The 15,369-nt window shown below is 66.5% G+C and carries 17 protein-coding genes and 1 pseudogene; 11 read left to right on the plus strand and 7 right to left on the minus strand.

Annotation, left to right across the window (positions count from 1 at the left end; translation table 11 throughout):
- Positions 1-134 precede the first annotated feature (134 nt).
- The 3 genes from P1N55_RS03335 to P1N55_RS03345 are packed head-to-tail and all read left to right on the plus strand — an operon-like array spanning position 135 to position 1,817.
- Positions 135-941 carry an SDR family NAD(P)-dependent oxidoreductase gene (locus P1N55_RS03335; protein WP_276277575.1) on the plus strand — a complete coding sequence of 269 codons (807 nt, stop codon included), beginning with the start codon at positions 135-137 and terminating at the stop codon, positions 939-941.
- A 4-nt stretch (positions 942-945) separates the two neighbouring features.
- Positions 946-1,578 carry an amidohydrolase family protein gene (locus tag P1N55_RS03340; RefSeq protein WP_276277576.1) on the plus strand — a complete coding sequence of 211 codons (633 nt, stop codon included), beginning with the start codon at positions 946-948 and terminating at the stop codon, positions 1,576-1,578.
- Positions 1,575-1,817, plus strand: a complete 243-nt coding sequence (locus P1N55_RS03345; RefSeq protein WP_276277577.1) for an amidohydrolase family protein — start codon at positions 1,575-1,577, stop codon at positions 1,815-1,817. Before P1N55_RS03340 ends, P1N55_RS03345 begins: the two co-directional genes overlap by 4 nt.
- 71 nt (positions 1,818-1,888) lie before the next feature.
- Here P1N55_RS03345 and P1N55_RS03350 read toward each other — a convergent pair whose 3' ends face one another.
- Both P1N55_RS03350 and P1N55_RS03355 read right to left on the minus strand, forming a co-directional pair.
- Complete coding sequence (locus P1N55_RS03350) at positions 1,889-2,686, minus strand: ATP-binding cassette domain-containing protein (RefSeq protein WP_276277578.1); 798 nt, start codon at positions 2,684-2,686, stop codon at positions 1,889-1,891.
- Positions 2,687-2,733: 47 nt separating this feature from the next.
- Complete coding sequence (locus tag P1N55_RS03355) at positions 2,734-3,414, minus strand: IS6 family transposase (RefSeq protein WP_276277579.1); 681 nt, start codon at positions 3,412-3,414, stop codon at positions 2,734-2,736.
- Between the two features lie 143 nt (positions 3,415-3,557).
- On the opposite strand from P1N55_RS03355, the pseudogene P1N55_RS03360 reads away from it, so the two are divergent.
- The 4 genes and pseudogenes from P1N55_RS03360 to P1N55_RS03370 form a co-directional block, all read left to right on the plus strand.
- A pseudogene (locus P1N55_RS03360) lies at positions 3,558-4,307 on the plus strand (ABC transporter permease); the annotation flags it as partial.
- Between the two features lie 28 nt (positions 4,308-4,335).
- Positions 4,336-4,542 (plus strand): hypothetical protein, encoded by a 207-nt coding sequence (locus tag P1N55_RS19885; RefSeq protein ID WP_407067195.1) that lies wholly within the window; start codon positions 4,336-4,338, stop codon positions 4,540-4,542.
- A 145-nt stretch (positions 4,543-4,687) separates the two neighbouring features.
- A complete protein-coding gene (locus P1N55_RS03365) occupies positions 4,688-5,713 on the plus strand; it encodes a substrate-binding domain-containing protein (RefSeq protein WP_276277581.1) in 1,026 nt (341 codons plus the stop codon).
- Positions 5,714-5,806: 93 nt separating this feature from the next.
- Positions 5,807-6,667 (plus strand): MBL fold metallo-hydrolase, encoded by an 861-nt coding sequence (locus tag P1N55_RS03370; RefSeq protein WP_276277582.1) that lies wholly within the window; start codon positions 5,807-5,809, stop codon positions 6,665-6,667.
- Between the two features lies 1 nt (position 6,668).
- On the opposite strand, the gene gfo6 is transcribed toward P1N55_RS03370, so the two are convergent.
- From gfo6 to P1N55_RS03395, 5 genes are all read right to left on the minus strand, one after another.
- On the minus strand, positions 6,669-7,751 hold the full coding sequence (gfo6, locus tag P1N55_RS03375; RefSeq protein WP_276277583.1) for a D-xylose 1-dehydrogenase Gfo6: 1,083 nt from the start codon (positions 7,749-7,751) through the stop codon (positions 6,669-6,671).
- A gap of 162 nt (positions 7,752-7,913) precedes the next feature.
- Entirely contained in the window at positions 7,914-8,669 is a 756-nt protein-coding gene (locus tag P1N55_RS03380) for an IclR family transcriptional regulator (RefSeq protein WP_276277584.1), read from the minus strand.
- A gap of 75 nt (positions 8,670-8,744) precedes the next feature.
- Complete coding sequence (locus P1N55_RS03385) at positions 8,745-9,710, minus strand: carbohydrate kinase family protein (RefSeq protein WP_276277585.1); 966 nt, start codon at positions 9,708-9,710, stop codon at positions 8,745-8,747.
- A 51-nt stretch (positions 9,711-9,761) separates the two neighbouring features.
- A complete protein-coding gene (locus tag P1N55_RS03390; protein ID WP_276277586.1) occupies positions 9,762-10,418 on the minus strand; it encodes a transaldolase family protein in 657 nt (218 codons plus the stop codon).
- A gap of 52 nt (positions 10,419-10,470) precedes the next feature.
- Positions 10,471-11,247, minus strand: a complete 777-nt coding sequence (locus P1N55_RS03395) for an SDR family NAD(P)-dependent oxidoreductase (RefSeq protein ID WP_276277587.1) — start codon at positions 11,245-11,247, stop codon at positions 10,471-10,473.
- A 163-nt stretch (positions 11,248-11,410) separates the two neighbouring features.
- Between P1N55_RS03395 and P1N55_RS03400 the strand changes: the two genes are divergently transcribed.
- The 4 genes from P1N55_RS03400 to P1N55_RS03415 all read left to right on the plus strand — a co-directional run bounded on the left by P1N55_RS03400 (position 11,411) and on the right by P1N55_RS03415 (position 15,369).
- Positions 11,411-12,544 (plus strand): sugar ABC transporter substrate-binding protein, encoded by a 1,134-nt coding sequence (locus P1N55_RS03400; protein WP_276277588.1) that lies wholly within the window; start codon positions 11,411-11,413, stop codon positions 12,542-12,544.
- A 111-nt stretch (positions 12,545-12,655) separates the two neighbouring features.
- Complete coding sequence (locus P1N55_RS03405) at positions 12,656-13,597, plus strand: ABC transporter permease (protein WP_276277589.1); 942 nt, start codon at positions 12,656-12,658, stop codon at positions 13,595-13,597.
- On the plus strand, positions 13,594-14,427 hold the full coding sequence (locus tag P1N55_RS03410; protein WP_276277590.1) for an ATP-binding cassette domain-containing protein: 834 nt from the start codon (positions 13,594-13,596) through the stop codon (positions 14,425-14,427). Before P1N55_RS03405 ends, P1N55_RS03410 begins: the two co-directional genes overlap by 4 nt.
- A 153-nt stretch (positions 14,428-14,580) precedes the next feature.
- Entirely contained in the window at positions 14,581-15,369 is a 789-nt protein-coding gene (locus tag P1N55_RS03415; RefSeq protein ID WP_276278672.1) for an SMP-30/gluconolactonase/LRE family protein, read from the plus strand.

Genomic DNA, 15,369 nt, shown 5'->3' on the forward strand with positions numbered 1-15,369 from the left:
GAGAGACCACCACAATAAACCTGCGTGCTTCCCCGAGGATTACCGCGTCGCGTCGGGCGAACGTCCCGACGCCGTCCCGGGCTCTCGGAACCACCGGTGGATTCATCACGACATAGTGAGACGGTTCGCGTGCCATGGTAGGGCACACCGAGTACGACTACACCGGCGAATCAGCTATCGTCACCGGGTCGACGAAGGGCATCGGCCGGGGCATCGCCGAGGGACTCGCCGAGGCCGGGGCGAACGTCGTCGTCAACGCCCGGGACGAACAGGAGGTAGCCAACGTCGCCGACGAACTCGATGACCACGGGGAGGGAAGTGTCGTCGGCGTCACCGCGGACGTCAGCGACCCGGCGGCGATAGAGCACCTGGTCGACAGCGCCGTCGACGCCTTCGGCGAGATAGACCTCCTCGTGAACAACGCTGCGACGTGGCCCGAGGAGGCGTCGCTCGTCGAATCGTCGCTGGACCAGTGGAACCGGACGATGGACGTCAACGTCCGGTCGCAGTACTACGCCGCGAAGCTCGTCGCCGAACACATGATCGCCGAGGGCATCGAGGGCTGTATCGTCAACCACACGAGCCAGGCCGGTGACCGGCGCACCGGCCCCTTCGGTCTCTACGGCATCTCGAAGACGTCGATAAACGGGCTGACCTGGCGGATGGCACAGGAGCTGGCCGAACACGGCATTCGGATGAACGCCATCTCGACGGACGTCACCGAAACCGCACAGACCCGCTACGAGGCCGAACAGACGGCGATGGACCACCCGGACAGGACCGCCGAGGAGGTACTCCGCGAGCGGGGGGAGAAACGCCCCCTCGGCCGCCTCGGACAGCCCGAGGACCTCGCGGACGCGGTGCTGTGGCTCGCCAGCGACCGGGCGGACTACGTCGTCGGCGACATCGTCCGCGTGAGCGGCGGGGGGAACCTAGAGTAGTCCCATGCGGTTCGTCGACACCCACACCCACACCTGGGGCCCGGACACCGAGGAACTGCCCTGGCCGGCCGACATCCTGCCGCCGGGATGGGAGGGCGCCTACACCGCCCACGACCTGGTCGCCGACATGGACGCCGCCGGCGTCGAGGAGAGCGTCATGGTCACGACGCCGCTGTACGGCCGCGGCGTGCGAGCAAACGAGTACACGATGCGCTCCATCGAGGCCTACCCCGACCGCCTGTGGGGGGTCGGCCTGATGGACTTCTTCGGGGACGACCCCGACCAGGTCCGGGCGGACCTCCGGCGCGTCGTCGGCCACGACCGGATGCTCGGCGTCAGGATGCACGCATGCCTGGCCTACGAGGAACACGCTTCGGAGCTGGACCGGACAGCCGACTGGATACTCGACGACGCGCTCGAACCCGTCTGGAACGAGGCGGCCGCGCTGGACACGTCGGTGTTCGTCTTCCCGAAGGCCGAACAGATTTCGATGGTAGAGACGCTCGCGGGCCGCCACCCGGACGTCCAGCTGGTCGTCGACCACATGGCCTTCCCGGACGAGACGACCGACCCCGACGAGTCCCCTGGACCGACTTCGAGGCGCTCTCTGCCCACGAGAACGTCGCCGTCAAGGTGAGCTCGCTTCCCCGGTCGAGCGATCAGGGATGGCCCTACGAGGACCTCTGGGGGTACGTCCGTCACCTCGCCGACTGGTTCGGGAGCGAGCGACTGATGCTCGGGTCGGACTACCCGTGGATGGACGACTGGGCCGACTACGAGGCCTGCCTCTCCTGGGTCGAGGCGGTCCCGTTCCTCTCGGCCCGGGACTACGCGAATATGGCCCACCGGACCTTCGAGTCGGTCCACGAGGCGTAGCGTGGGCGCTCGCCCTCGATAGTGCGGTGCCGCCGCGTGCGCGAGAGCGCGGCTGACTTCGGCCGGCCGTCTCAGACGTCCGCCGCCTGCTCGCCGCGCTCACCCTCCGGCATTCCGCCGACCATCCGCTTGACGATCTCGTCCTGGTCGAACTCGTCGGCGTCGACGATGCCCGCGCTCTTGCCCTGGTGGAGGACGTGGATGCGGTCGGCCGCCCGCCGGATGTAGTCGAGGTTGTGCGAGATGAGGATGATGGAGATACCCTGTTCCTGCATGCGGTCGATGAGGTCGAGGACCCGGTCGGCGCCCTCTACCGAGAGCGCACTCGTCGGTTCGTCCATGATGACGATCTTCGGGTCCGACAGGAGCGTTCGGGAGATGCTGACGAGCTGTCGTTCCCCGCCCGAGAGGTTCGACACCTTCTCGTCGACGTCGACGCGTATCTCGAGGTCGTCCAGCAGCTCGCGGGCACGCTTTCGCATCGCCGGTTTGTTGAGGACCCCGAACAGCCCCGAGGGCCCCGACACCGACTCGCGGCCGAGGAAGATGTTCTGGGTGACGGTGAGGTTACCGGCGACGGCGAGGTCCTGGAACGTCGTCTCGATACCCAGGTCCTTCGAGGCGCGGGGATTCGCTATCTCGACTACCTCGCCGTCGACGCGGATGGTTCCCGAATCCGGCTGAAGCGCCCCGGCGAGACACTTGATGAGCGTCGACTTGCCGGCGCCGTTGTCGCCGGCCAGCGCGAGAATCTCGTTGCGGCGGAGTCTGAACGTGACGTCCGACAGCGCGACCACCTCGCCGAACGTCTTCGTGATGCCCTCCATCTCGACGATGTGGTCCACGTCGGCGGCTGTCGCCTGGGCCATGGCTGTGAGATGTCGGCCGTACAATAAAAGGGTTGGCCCGGCACTGTCTAGTTCTGAATCTCCTCAGCTGGCGTTCGGCCGTCGAGTGCTTGGTTTGGTCGTTCATGGTTGTAGTGGTATCTGAAGCGTTGTAGCCACTGTTTCGCGCTGGACTGACTGCCCCTCCAGAAGGAGTGGAAGCGGTCGATTCGCATAGTCACAGTCTGGAACCACTTTTCGATGTGGTTCCGGATTCGGTAGTCGAGCCGACCGCTCAAATCGTGGCGTGAGAGGGCAGTCAGATAGCCGCCAGCATCGACGAGAAACACTGTATCGGCAACATCATGTTTCTCGGTGAGTCGATGCAGGAACGCCGCCGCGGGGTCGGTCCCGCGGCGACTGAACACGTCGATTTCTAGCAACAGCTTCGAATCGACGTCGACGGCGGCATAGAGCCACTTTTTCTCACCGTCAACCTTGATCTGTTTCTCGTCGACCGCGACCCGCGACGGCGCTGCCGTCGGCGGGTCGCTCTGTGCTTCAGACAGCGTATGAACCCAGTTCCAGACCGCACCGTGAGAGCGATCGACTCCCAGCAGGTCTAAGATAGCGACCGTCTCCCTGATCGACAGCCCCGCCGTATGGAGACGCACCCCAAACCGCCGGACGGGTGTCGGGGTGCGCTCGTTCTCCCAAACGTCTTGACTGTCCTCATCTAACGTCTCGCTGAGGAGGTCTGCGAGTTGCATGGACACTTCTCGCTACGGCCTCCTCGCTTCTCAAACTCGCTCAACTAGACAGTGCCGTTGGCCCCGTCGCGGACCGTCAGACAGCGAGCAGACATGTCACTTCGGCCAAAGACTTACTACCGCGTCGCCTGAAGCACCCGACCATGGCGCGTACGGCCGTCGACGTCGGTGCTGCCAGGGAGCAGGTCACGCTCAAACAGATCAGCCAGTACGGGCCGATAATCGGGCTCGTGGGACTGTACGTCGCGTTCACGCTGCTGAACGACAGGTTCCTGACAGTCGGGAACCAGGTCAACGTGCTCCAGCAGGTGTCGATAATCGGCATCATGGCCATCGGCGTCACCTTCCCCATCCTCTGTGCGGAGATCGACCTGAGCATCGCCCAGGTGATGGAGGTCGGCGGGCTGACGATCGCGACGCTGGCGGTCGGTGCGCGGCTGTTCGAGGGGTTCGCCATCCCGGTGCCGGCGGCCATACTCGTGGGTCTGTTGCTCGGTGCCACCTTCGGGGCCGTGTCCGGGTTCGTCACCGCGCGGTTCGGCGTCCCGTCGTTCATGACCACGTTGGCGATGCTGTTTCTCGCCGACGGGTTCGGTCTCATCGTCTCGGGCAACCGCCCTATCATCGGGTTGCCGGCGTCGCTGACGGCCATCGGCGGCTCCCGCGTGCTCGGGTTCCCGAGCATCGTCATCGTCTTCCTCGCCCTGCTGGTCGCGTCACAGCTGCTCCTCTCGTACACGAAGTTCGGCCTCTACATCTACGCTATCGGTGGCGACCGGCAGGCTGCAGAGCGGATGGGTATCAACGTCCCGCTGGTACGGCTGGGGACGCTCATCATCTCGGGGCTGTTTGCTGGCATCGCCGGCCTCGTCACCCTCGGACGCCTCGGCAGCGCCGTCCCGACGATGGGCGGGACTCCTGTTGCCGCCCATCGCCGCCGTCATCCTCGGCGGGGCCAACCTGTTCGGGGGCTCAGGCAACATGGTCGGCACGCTCGTTGGCGTGCTCATCCTCGGCATCCTCCAGAACGGCCTGAACCTGATGGGCGTCGGCCCGTCGGGCCAGCTGGTCGCCCAGGGCATCGTCCTGATGCTGGCCGTCCTCGCGAACGTCGTCGGCCAGGACTGATACCTGATAACTGAAAGGACGTTCGTTTATACCGATAGTTCTTTGACAGGGCGTGTCAAATTGCGGTAGTGTATGTCACGCGACATTCCCAGGCGACGGTTCATCCGTACCAGCGCGATCGCAGGCACGGCACTCTTCGCCGGTTGTGGGGGTGACGGCGGCGACGGTGGCGGCGACGGCGGTGACGGAAGTGGCGACGGCGGGGACGGCAGTGACGGCGACGACGGTATGGACGGCGGGGACGGCGACGACGGCATGGACGGCGGGGACGGCGAGCAGACGACCACAGAGAGCGGCCCCCCCCTCGGTCGCGCTCTCGGTGCCGTCGCTGGAGTTCACGTTCTTCGCCCGGATGCAGAACGCGTTCGACGCCGCCAAGAGCGACGGGACCATCGCCTCGGACTCGACGTTCTACGACGCCGGTAACTCACAGAGCACGCAGGTCTCCGACGTCGAGACGGCCATCTCGAACGAGGTGGACCTCCTGCTCATCTCGGCGATTACGGCCGAGGGAGTCATCAACGCCATCAGTCAGGCCAACGAGGCCGACATCCCCGTCGTCGCCATCGACCGGAACGTCGCTCAGGGGGAGACGGTGAGCTACGTCGCCTCCGACAACGTCCAGCTGGGCCGTCGCTCGACGGAGCTGTGTCTGGGCTTCATGGAGGAGATGGAGCAGAAGGACACCTACAACATCGTCCAGCTCGAGGGGACGCCAGGGGCGAGCGTGACCAACGACCGCGGCGAAGGGTTCAGCAACGCCGTGAGCAACAACGACAGTCTCAGCCGCCTCGCCAGTCAGACCGGCGAGTTCTCCACGCAGAACGCCCTGAGCGTCATGGAGGACTTCATCACCCAGTACGGCGACGAGATTGACGGCGTGTTCTGTCAGAACGATCTGATGGCGCTCGGCGTTCACCAGGCGCTCCAGAACGCGGACATGTCGGTGCCGGTCACCGGCATCGACGGCACGGAAGCGTGGGTCCAGCGGTTTTCGGACAACGAGTTCTACGGGACCATCGCGCAGCTGCCAGAGGAGATGGTCAACACCGCCATCGAGACGGGGAAGGCCCACCTCGCCGGCGAGGACGTCGAGGACACCATCGTCATCGAGGGCCTCGAGGTCACCCAGGACAACGCATCCGACTACCTCAGCCAGTACTTCGGCTGAGCGGGTCGGTGCCGTTCGACCGCCACCGGACCAGATTTTAAGCGGCGTCGGTGAGAGTGGACGGCCCGTAGCACCGACGGAGGCTCCCTGAACATGACACAGGACACGATTCACGCGACGTGGGGAGACTGGCTCGCCGGAGAGATAACGGGCGCGACGCCGGACGGCGTTGCCGTCTGGTATCTCGGCTGCAACAGCGTCGTCCTCAAGTCACAGGCGGCGACACTGTACGTCGACCCGTACTTCGGGGACGGCGACCCGCCGAAACTCGTGCGGATGATTCCGGTCCCGATGGACCCCGCCGACGCGGCGGCCGACGCCGTCCTCGTGACCCACGAGCACATCGACCACATGCACCCGCCGTCGTACGGCCCGCTCCTGGAGGACGACGGGACACTCCACGCGCCGCAGGCGTCCTACGACGAACCGGACTACGAGGGCGACCTGCGGGTCACGGAAGACCGACGCTCGGTCGTCGGCGAGGGCGACTCGTTCACGGTCGGCGACTTCACCGTCCACGTCCGCGGCGCCGACGACCCCGACGCCATCGAACCCGTCTCGTACGTCGTCGAGCACGAGGCCGGGACGTTCTTCCACCCGGGCGACAGCAAGCCGGCCGACGCCTTCGCGGCCATCGGCGACGAGTTCGACATCGACCTGGGCGTGCTCGCCTTCGGCACCGTCGGCCGCATCCACCACAGCGAGGGCAGCGAGACCAGGCCGACGAAGTGGTACATGTCCGAGAACGAGGTCGTCGAGGCCGCGAACGACCTCCGACTGGCCCGCCTGCTGCCCACGCACTTCGACATGTGGAAAGGCGTTACCGGCGACCCGAAGGGGCTGCACGAACACGCCGCGTCCTACGAGTACCCCCGGGCACTCGAGGTCGTCAGCGTCGGCGACCGAGTCGACCTCGATGCGCCCGGTGTCGTCCCGCCGTCGACGCACCGCTGACCTATCGAAGGTCGACCGCGCGCCCGTCGGCCGCGGCCTCGTAGACGCCCTTGAGCGTCCGCATGTCGACGAGCCCGTGCTCGCCGTCGGCGTAGGGCGCCTCGCCGGTCAGCAGGCAGTGCGAGAAATACTCGAACTCCTCTTCCATCTGGTCGATCTGCTCGAAGGCGACGTCCACGTCGGACCCGCCGTGGGAGACGTGGAGCTCCCGCTCGTCCCACGGGTAGAAGGCCGGTTCGACGCGCACCTCGCCCTCGGTGCCGGTCACTCTGATGTGACTCGCCATGGTCGCGTTCTGACTGGCCGTACAGTGGGCGTACGTGTGGTCCGGGAAGTCGACCTGGAAGGCGGCGTGTTCGTCGGGCACGTCGTCGAACTCCGCCTGGACGGAGGCGACCGAGCCCTGGACGCGTACCGGGTCGGCGTCGAGCAGGAACCGGGCGGTGTTCAGCGAGTAGATGCCGATGTCCATCGCCGCACAGCCGCCCGACAGCTCCCAGTCGAGCCGCCACTGGTCGGGGTCGGGGACCAGCTCGAGGATGGGTTCGGTCATGTTGCCGTGGACGAACACCGGGTCGCCGACGTAGCCCGCGTCGATGAGGTCTCGCGCCCGTCGCACGGCCGGTTCGGTGTGCATCCGGTAGGCGATCATCAGCGTGACGTCGTGTTCGTTGCAGGCGGCGACCATCTGCTCTGCCCGGTCGACGGTCGCCTCCATGGGCTTCTCACAGAGGACGTCCTTGCCGAGGGCGGCGGCGCTCTCGACGAACGGGAGGTGCTTGGCGTTCGGCGTGACGACGTAGACGGCGTCGTAGGCGTCGCTGGCAGCGCCGTCGTGGAACTCCTCGTACGTGACGGCGTGCTCGACGGTCTCGGACTCGGCGGCGACGGACGCGGCTTTCTCCCGGTCGCCGCTGACCAGCACCGTCGTCTCACAGAGGTCGCCGGCGGCGACGGCCGGCATCGCCTGTTCGCGGGTCCACCAGCCAAGTCCCACCATCGCGAACCTGACGGGATCGTCGGTCTCTGTCAGGTCTTGCCAGTCGCGTCGGTCGAAGTCCTCGGTGAGTGCGGAAACCTCCATACGGGTCGTTCGATCGCGTTCCAGAAAGAACTACTGGCGCCCACCGCCTGCCCCGGCGACGGCGTCCTGAGCGCGGCGCGGGGACCGACCGTCAACGTCGAGGACGTCGGTTCGACAGGTCCGGGGAGACCCACCTGGCTCTCAGCCCGGACGAGACCGTGCTCACGAGTACGCCATGTTGATCTCGACGACGTTGGCCGCCGAGAGGAGCAGTTCGGGGATCTCCTCGTGGAACATGTCGCCCTTGATGCGCGTCGTCGGGCCGGAGACGCTGAGGGCGGCCACCACGCCGTCGGTGACGACCGGCGCGGCCACGCACCGGAGGCCGGGCAGGCGTTCCTCGCGGTCGTAGGCGTACCCCCGCTCGCGAATCGTCTCGAGTTCCGCCTTCAGCTCGTCGGGGTCGGTGATGGTGTTCTCCGTCCGCTGGGGCATCCCGTGTTCGTCGAGGATTTCGTCGACGCGTGGCTCGGGCAGTTCGGCCAGTATCGCCTTCCCGAGCGCCGTGCAGTGGAGATAGACCCGCTTGCCAGCGTACGTGTCGACGCTGACCGCCTGCTGACCCTCGTGGCGGGTGATGTAGACGCCCTGGCCGTGTTCCTCGACGGCGGCGTTGACCATCTCGCCGGTCTTCTCGGCGAGCGTCTCTGTCTCGGGACGGACCGTCTCGTAGATGTCCATCCGGTTGCGCGTGAACTCGCCGAGTTCGAGGAAGCGGAGGCCGACGCTGTAGGTGTCGCCCTCCTTGAGCACGTACCGCTCCTCCAGCAGCGTCTGGAGATGGTTGTGGACGGTACTCTTCGGGATGTCCAGCTCGCTCGCGACGGCCGTCACGCCGGCCCCGTCCAGTCGTTTCAGGACCTCGATGATGCGGAACGACGTCCGTGTCGCGTTGACGGTGTTCGCCTGGGAGGACATAGTGAACCATACCGGATCCCGGTACTTAACTGTTCAGTTCGTCCGAACGGATTATCAACCCAGGCGAACGATGACTCACTCCCACGGAATGTCGTCGTGAAACTCCCGTATCTCGTCGAGGCCGGTCAGCGCCGAGACGGCACCCGGTCGGGTCGTCGCGACGGCGCCCGCGGCGTTGGCGAGACCGAGCAGTCGCTCCGGATCCCGGACGCCGCTGGTGAGCGACGCGATGAAGCCCGCGAGGAAGACGTCGCCCGCCCCTGTCGCGTCCACGGTGTCGACGTCGTACCCGGGGTGTTCGACCAGGCCGGAAACCGGACTCTCCTCGGTTCCGTAACAGACCGCCCCGTCGCTGCCCCGCGTCAGGACCACCGTGTGGGGACCCAGCGCCGTCACCGCCTCCGCGACAGCGGCGGGGTCGTCGTCGAACCCGGCGGGACCGAGGTCCTCGGCGGAGGCCTTCAGGACGTCGACGTTCCCGAGGGCACCCCGGACGACGGCGGCGTACTCCTGGCGACTGTGCCACATCTCGGGTCGCCAGTTGGGGTCCAGCGACACCGTCGCGGTCCCGGAGGCACGCTCTTGCAGGTCCAGCGTGGCGGTGCGACTCGACTCGACGCTGAGGGTGACGCCGGTCGTGTGGACCCAGTCGGTCTCGGCCAGCGTCGCGTCCGGGACCTCGCCGGCCTGCATCCGCGTGTCGGCGCCGTCGCCCCGGTAGAAGTTGAACGAGCGCTCGCCGTCGGCGTCGTGGGAGACGACGGCCAGCGTGGTCCGGGCGTCGGGGTCGGTGACGAGGTGGGTCGGCGGAATCGCCGAGTCGTAGAGGTGGCCACGGAGGAAGGTGCCGAAGTCGTCGTCGGCCAGTCGCGTCCAGAACGTCGGCGGGACGCCGAGTCTGTCGAGCGCGAGCGCCACGTTCGCCCCCGACCCGCCGAAGTTCGGCGTATACCCCCCTGCTTCGCCGGGCGGCCCCGGTTCGTCCGGGAGCAAGTCGACGAGCGTGTCGCCAGCGACCAGAATAGTTCCGTCTTCGGCCATACCGGCACTGTCGCCCCCGTGGTACTTATAGCATGTCGCGCGAGCGGCGACTCAGTCCTCGATGGGACTGCCCCGGTCGCCCCAGTCGTCGTCGAACCCCGCGATGCCCGCTTCAGTCTTCGGGTGGTCGACGTGGGCTTCGAGCAGGGGCGGGTCCATCGTAATGGCGTCGATGCCGGCCTCGTACAGCGCCGTGGCCTGGGTCGTGTTGCGGACGCTCGCCGCGAGGACGTCCGTCTCGAACCCCTGGCGGTCGAAGGTCCGCTGCATCCGGGTGACCGTCGCGAGGCCGTCGGCGCCGGCGTCGTCCAGTCGGCCCACGTACGGGGCGACGAAGTCCGCGTCGTTCTTCGCGGCCAGCATCGCCTGCTCGACGGAGAAGACGACGGTCAGTCCAGCGGGGACGCCCTGGGAGCGGACGCGAGCGAGCGCCTCGACCCCGGCCCGACTGGCCGGAATCTTCACCACCACGTCGTCGGCCCACTCCTGGTACCGGTGGGCCTGCTCGACCATCTCGTCGGCCGTGTCTGCGATGACCTGCGCGAAGACGGGCCCGTCGGTCACGGCGGCGATGTCGGCGACGGCCTCGCGATAGGAGCGTCCCGACGCCGCGACGATTGACGGGTTGGTCGTGACGCCGTCGACGACGCCGAGCGCGTCGCCGGCGCGGATCTGCTCGACGTCTGCCGTATCGAGGTAGAGTTTCATTCGTCCGGTCCTGGGCGGGCGGGTTCAAAGAAGGTATCGCCCGCCCCTGTCCTCAGCGGCCGGCGCTGTAGCCGCCGTCGACGAGCAGCTGGGCGCCGGTGATCCAGGCCGCCTCGTCCGAACAGAAAAACCGGACGGCGTTGCCCACGTCTGCCGGTTCGCCAAGGCGCGAGAGGGGTGTCTTCTCGGCTTCGCGCTGCTGTGTCGCCTCGTCGTTCAAGTCCTGCATCGGCGTCTTGACCACTCCCGGGAGGACGGTGTTGACCGTCGTCCCCGCCTCGGCGGCCTCGAGGGCCAGCTCCCGCGTGAGGTTGACCAGCGCGGCCTTCGTCGCCGCGTAGGGCGCGCCGCCCCCGCCGAAGTGGGCGTTGACGCTCGAGACGTTCACGATTCGGCCAGCCGGGGCCTCGTCGAGATACGGCATGGCGTACTTCGCCGTGGTGAACGCGCCGGTGAGGTTCACCCCGAGGACCTCGTACCACTCGTCGAGCGAGATCTCCTGTGTGGTGCCCGGTATCTGGATGCCGGCGTTGTTCACGAGGATGTCGAGGCGGTCGAACCGGTCTAGCGTGCCGGCGACGAGTTCCAGAACGTCGCCCTCGTGGCTGACGTCGGTCTCGACGAACAGCGATTCGACGCCGTGTTCGTCGACGACCAGCTCGTCGGTGGGAACGGAAACGTCCGTCTCGAAGTACTGGCCCTGCTTCGGAGCACGGCGGACGTCGGCGACCACGAGGTTCGCACCGGCTGCGGCCAGCCGATCGGCGATGCCGCGTCCGATGCCGCTCGAGGCGCCCGTGACGAGTGCCGTCCGACCGTCGAGTGCCATAGTGGAACTGTGGCACCGGATCACATGACCGTTGCGGCTTCGTGGACTGTGTGAGACGTGTCAGCAAAACCAACGGATTATTCAATCGAGCATAGAATTTCGATAGGTGAAATCGCCATCCCGCATAAACTTTTATATTAATAGGAGCAGAATCGTCGTTCGCATGGTAGACACCAACAGGCGAGCGTTCCTGAAAGCGACCGGCGCAGCGGTCAGTGCGACAGCGATTGCCGGCTGTTCCGCCGGCCCCGGGGGCGGGAGCAACACGCTCGAGAAAGTCGGGATGTCGGCGTACGTCCGTGGTGGTGCGTGGATTACGGCGTACATCGAAGCCGCGGAGTTCTACGCCGAGGACCTCGGCATCGAACTCGAGGTCCGGCCGAACCAGCAGAGCGCACAGAAACAGGTCCAGGACATCCGTGATTTCACCAACGGGGACCACGACGCTATCCTCGTGGGTGTCTGGTCGACCGGTGCCGCGGAAGGCGCCATCAACCAGGCCATGGAGCAGGGGACGCCGGTGTTCGCGACGAACGCCGACACCTCGAGTTCGGAGATTCCGCTCTACGTCGGGTTCAGTAACTACGACGGCGGCGCGTCCTCGGCCGAGCAGATGGTCGCGGCCCTCGAAGAGCAGTACCCGGACAAGGACACCTGGCGCGTCCTCAACGTCCGTGGCATCCAGGGCAACCAGTCTGCCAACCAGCGTTCGCAGGGCTTCCTCGACGTCATGGCGGATAACGACCGCGTGGAGGTCGTCCAGACGCTCAACGGCGAGTACGCCCGCGACGTCGCCCAGTCGACGGTCCAGCAGTGGATCAACGCCAACGGGCGCGTCGACGGTATCTACTCCGGAAACCTCTCGATGGGGCTGGGCGTCGTCCAGGCCCTGCGGAACCAGGACATGCTCGTGCCGAAGGGCGAGGACGGCCACGTCGTCCTGACCCAGATGGACGGCAGTCCGGAAGTGAACCCGCTCGTCGGGGAGGGCATGATCGACGCGGCCGTCGACCAGCCCAACTACTTCTACAACCCCATCGCGATGCAGTACATGAAACAGTACGTCGAGGCTGGCAACGACGACAGCGTCATCCCGGAGGTCGGGTCCGAGGTCACCTCGGACGACCTCACCATCGAGTCCGGCCAGCACAAGGGCGTCGAGATGTGGTCCGAACCCATCTGGGAGCCCGGAATCATGCGCGAGCAGAACGGGCACCCGTGGTTCCGCACCAACAGCATCGTCATCACCCAGGAGAACTACGACCAGCCGTTCCTCTGGGGCAACGTCTGGGGCTGAACCGACCCACGACTATCTTCAGGACTCCACTACATCATGTCTACCGAAGAAGGATTCATACGTAGCCGTTTCGGCGACACGGACGACGCCGTACTGACACTGTTGGACAACATGATATGGCCCATCCTGGGCCTGGTCATCGTCGGGGTGCTCGTCTTCGTCCCGCAGACGCTCCGGAACGTCCGGTCGGTCCAGCTCCTGCTGTGGGCCGCCGTGCCGCTTGGACTGCTGGTGCTGGCCGAGAGCCTCTGTCTGCTCTCGGGCCACTTCGACCTTTCTATCGGGTCGATCGCGGGCTTCTCGGCGATGTTCACCGGGATGTTGCTGGGGACCTGCCCGAGCTGCTGGAACGTCGTCTCCAGCCCGTGGATCGGCTTCGGCATCATCCTCGTCGCGGGCGCACTCATCGGCCTGGCCAACGGCGTGATGATCGCTCGCGTCGGCCTGAACCCGTTCCTGCAGACGCTGGCCTTCCTCATCATCTTCGAGGGCGCGAAGACGGCGATGCAGACCCAGCCGGTCACGGGGCTGCCGGCGCTGTACTTAGACGTCGGCGGCACGCCGAACTTCGCCATCGGTGTCCTGCTGGTCGCGTTCCTCGCGTTCGGTCTCCTCATGCGGTTCTCGCGGTTCGGACAGGCCGTCTACGCGCTGGGTAGTTCCGAGAAGTCGGCCCGCGAGGTCGGCATCGACACCTCGCGGCTCATCATCGTCATCTACACCATCAGCGGCGTGCTCTCGGCCATCGCGGGCCTGATGCTTACGGGTTTCGTCGGCGTCGTGCCACCCCTCATCGGCGAGGGGCTGGTGTTCCAGGCGTTCGCCGGCGCCGTCATCGGCGGGATCAGCCTGTTTGGCGGCCGCGGAAAGATCACGGGCGCGCTGGGCGGGGTCATCCTCATCCAGCTGGTCCAGTCGGCACTGAACAACAGCACCGCGGTCGGTGCGACGGAGATTCAGATGATAAACGGGTTCGTCCTGCTCGTCGCCATCCTGCTGTACAGCACGCAGAGCAAGATACGCTCTCGCATCCTCGCGAGTGGTTCGGTATGAGCGCCGACGACGCCACCTCCGACTCGGAGAGCGTGGCACAGATGGAGGCGCCGGCGGTCAGCGGGACCCCGAAAATCCGCGTCGAAGACGTCGTGAAGACGTTCGGCCGCATCACCGCGGTGGACGGCGTGACGCTCGACATCGAGGAGGGCGAGATATTCGCGCTCATCGGCGACAACGGCGCCGGCAAGTCGACGCTGATGAACATCCTCAGCGGCGTCCACCAGGCCACCTCGGGGTCGATGTACGTCGACGGCGAGGCAGTCTCGTTCTCGAACCCGAGCGAGGCCCGCGCGAAGGGCATCGAGACGGTGTACCAGGACCTCGCGCTGATGGACGACCTGGACATCGCGACGAACATCTTCATGGGCCAGTTCCCGATGAAGGGCTTTGGCCCCATCAAGTACATCGACTGGGACGAGACGTTCGAGCGCTCCGGGGAGATCATGATGGAGCGCCTGGGTCGGGACATCGACCTCAACACCGAGGTCGAGTTTCTCTCGGGCGGGCAGCGCCAACTGGTCGCCATCGGTCGCGCGCTCGCGTTCGACCCCGAGGTCATCATCTTAGACGAGCCGACGAGCGCGCTGTCCGTCGACGCGACGCGACTCGTCCAGGACACCATCGAGACGCTCTCGAAGGAACAGGGCATCACCATCGTCATCGTCAGTCACAACATCGAGTCGGTGCTGGAACTGGCCGACCGCATCGGCGTCCTCTACCAGGGACAGCTGGTCGACATCCTGGACCCGTCCGAGACGGGGCTCGAACCGCTCAACGACCTGATGACCACCGGGACGCTCCGCGAGGGTATCCGCGGCGACGACTGACCGCCCGCCACCCATTCTTAAGGTGTCCTCCGCCGATATCTCGGCTATGACAGACCCGTCGATAGTCGCCGACGTCACCTGCGAAACGGGCGAGGGACCGCTCTGGCACCCCGACGAGGGGCGTCTCTACTGGGCTGACATCCCCAGGGGCGCATCTACCGGTACGACCCGGACACCGGGACCCACGAACTCGTCTACGAGGACGAGACAGAGCGTATCGGCGGCTTCACCTTCCAGGAGGACGGCTCGCTGCTGCTGTTTCAGGAGGCGGGGGCCGTCCGCCGTCTCGACCAGGCCGACGGGGCCACCCGGACGGTGGTCGACCCGGATCCCGACCGCTTCCACGAGCGGTTCAACGACGTGATCGCCGACCCGGAGGGGCGCGTGTTCGCCGGCGTGATGCCCGACACGGACCGGGACCGCCCCGGCCAGCTGTACCGCCTCGACACCGACGGCACGTTCGAACTCGTCCGCGAGGCGTGTACCCTCCCCAACGGGATGGGATTCACGCCCGACCGGGCACAGTTTTACTTCACCGACACCGGTCTCGTCGACCCGGACAACCCGGGGAACATCTACCGCTACGACTACGACGGGGCGACCGGAGCGATCTCGGACCCCGAGGTGTTCGTCGAGTGCGGCGGGTTCGAGGGGTATCCGGACGGCATGACCGTCGACGAGACCGGCGACGTCTGGTCGGCGTTCTGGGACGGCAACGCGCTCCACCGGTTCTCGCCGGCCGGCGAGCACCGGGAGACCGTCGAATTCGCCCCGCGGAAGGTGTCGTCGCTGACCTTCGGCGGCCCGGACTACGAGACGGCGTACGTGACCACCGCGTGCGTGGAGACCCGGGAGACGGAGGGGGCGGGCGCGGGCAGCCTCTACACCGTCGACCTCGGCGTGGGTGGCGTCCCGGAGTTCCGCTCGGCTATCGAGGGCTGA

It is taken from the genome of Haloarcula regularis (assembly GCF_029338315.1).
In the GTDB taxonomy this organism is placed as follows: Archaea; Halobacteriota; Halobacteria; order Halobacteriales; family Haloarculaceae; genus Haloarcula; species Haloarcula regularis.

Coding starts and splice junctions, on each gene's coding strand:
- P1N55_RS03400 (WP_276277588.1), top strand. CDS start 11,411: ATGGTAGACACCAACAGGCGAGCGTTCCTGAAAGCGACCGGCGCAGCG.
- gfo6 (WP_276277583.1), bottom strand. CDS start 7,751: ATGGAGGTTTCCGCACTCACCGAGGACTTCGACCGACGCGACTGGCAA.
- P1N55_RS03335 (WP_276277575.1), top strand. CDS start 135: ATGGTAGGGCACACCGAGTACGACTACACCGGCGAATCAGCTATCGTC.
- P1N55_RS03370 (WP_276277582.1), top strand. CDS start 5,807: ATGACACAGGACACGATTCACGCGACGTGGGGAGACTGGCTCGCCGGA.
- P1N55_RS03380 (WP_276277584.1), bottom strand. CDS start 8,669: ATGTCCTCCCAGGCGAACACCGTCAACGCGACACGGACGTCGTTCCGC.
- P1N55_RS03350 (WP_276277578.1), bottom strand. CDS start 2,686: ATGGCCCAGGCGACAGCCGCCGACGTGGACCACATCGTCGAGATGGAG.
- P1N55_RS03390 (WP_276277586.1), bottom strand. CDS start 10,418: ATGAAACTCTACCTCGATACGGCAGACGTCGAGCAGATCCGCGCCGGC.
- P1N55_RS03395 (WP_276277587.1), bottom strand. CDS start 11,247: ATGGCACTCGACGGTCGGACGGCACTCGTCACGGGCGCCTCGAGCGGC.
- P1N55_RS03405 (WP_276277589.1), top strand. CDS start 12,656: ATGATATGGCCCATCCTGGGCCTGGTCATCGTCGGGGTGCTCGTCTTC.
- P1N55_RS03340 (WP_276277576.1), top strand. CDS start 946: ATGCGGTTCGTCGACACCCACACCCACACCTGGGGCCCGGACACCGAG.
- P1N55_RS03355 (WP_276277579.1), bottom strand. CDS start 3,414: ATGCAACTCGCAGACCTCCTCAGCGAGACGTTAGATGAGGACAGTCAA.
- P1N55_RS03410 (WP_276277590.1), top strand. CDS start 13,594: ATGAGCGCCGACGACGCCACCTCCGACTCGGAGAGCGTGGCACAGATG.
- P1N55_RS03385 (WP_276277585.1), bottom strand. CDS start 9,710: ATGGCCGAAGACGGAACTATTCTGGTCGCTGGCGACACGCTCGTCGAC.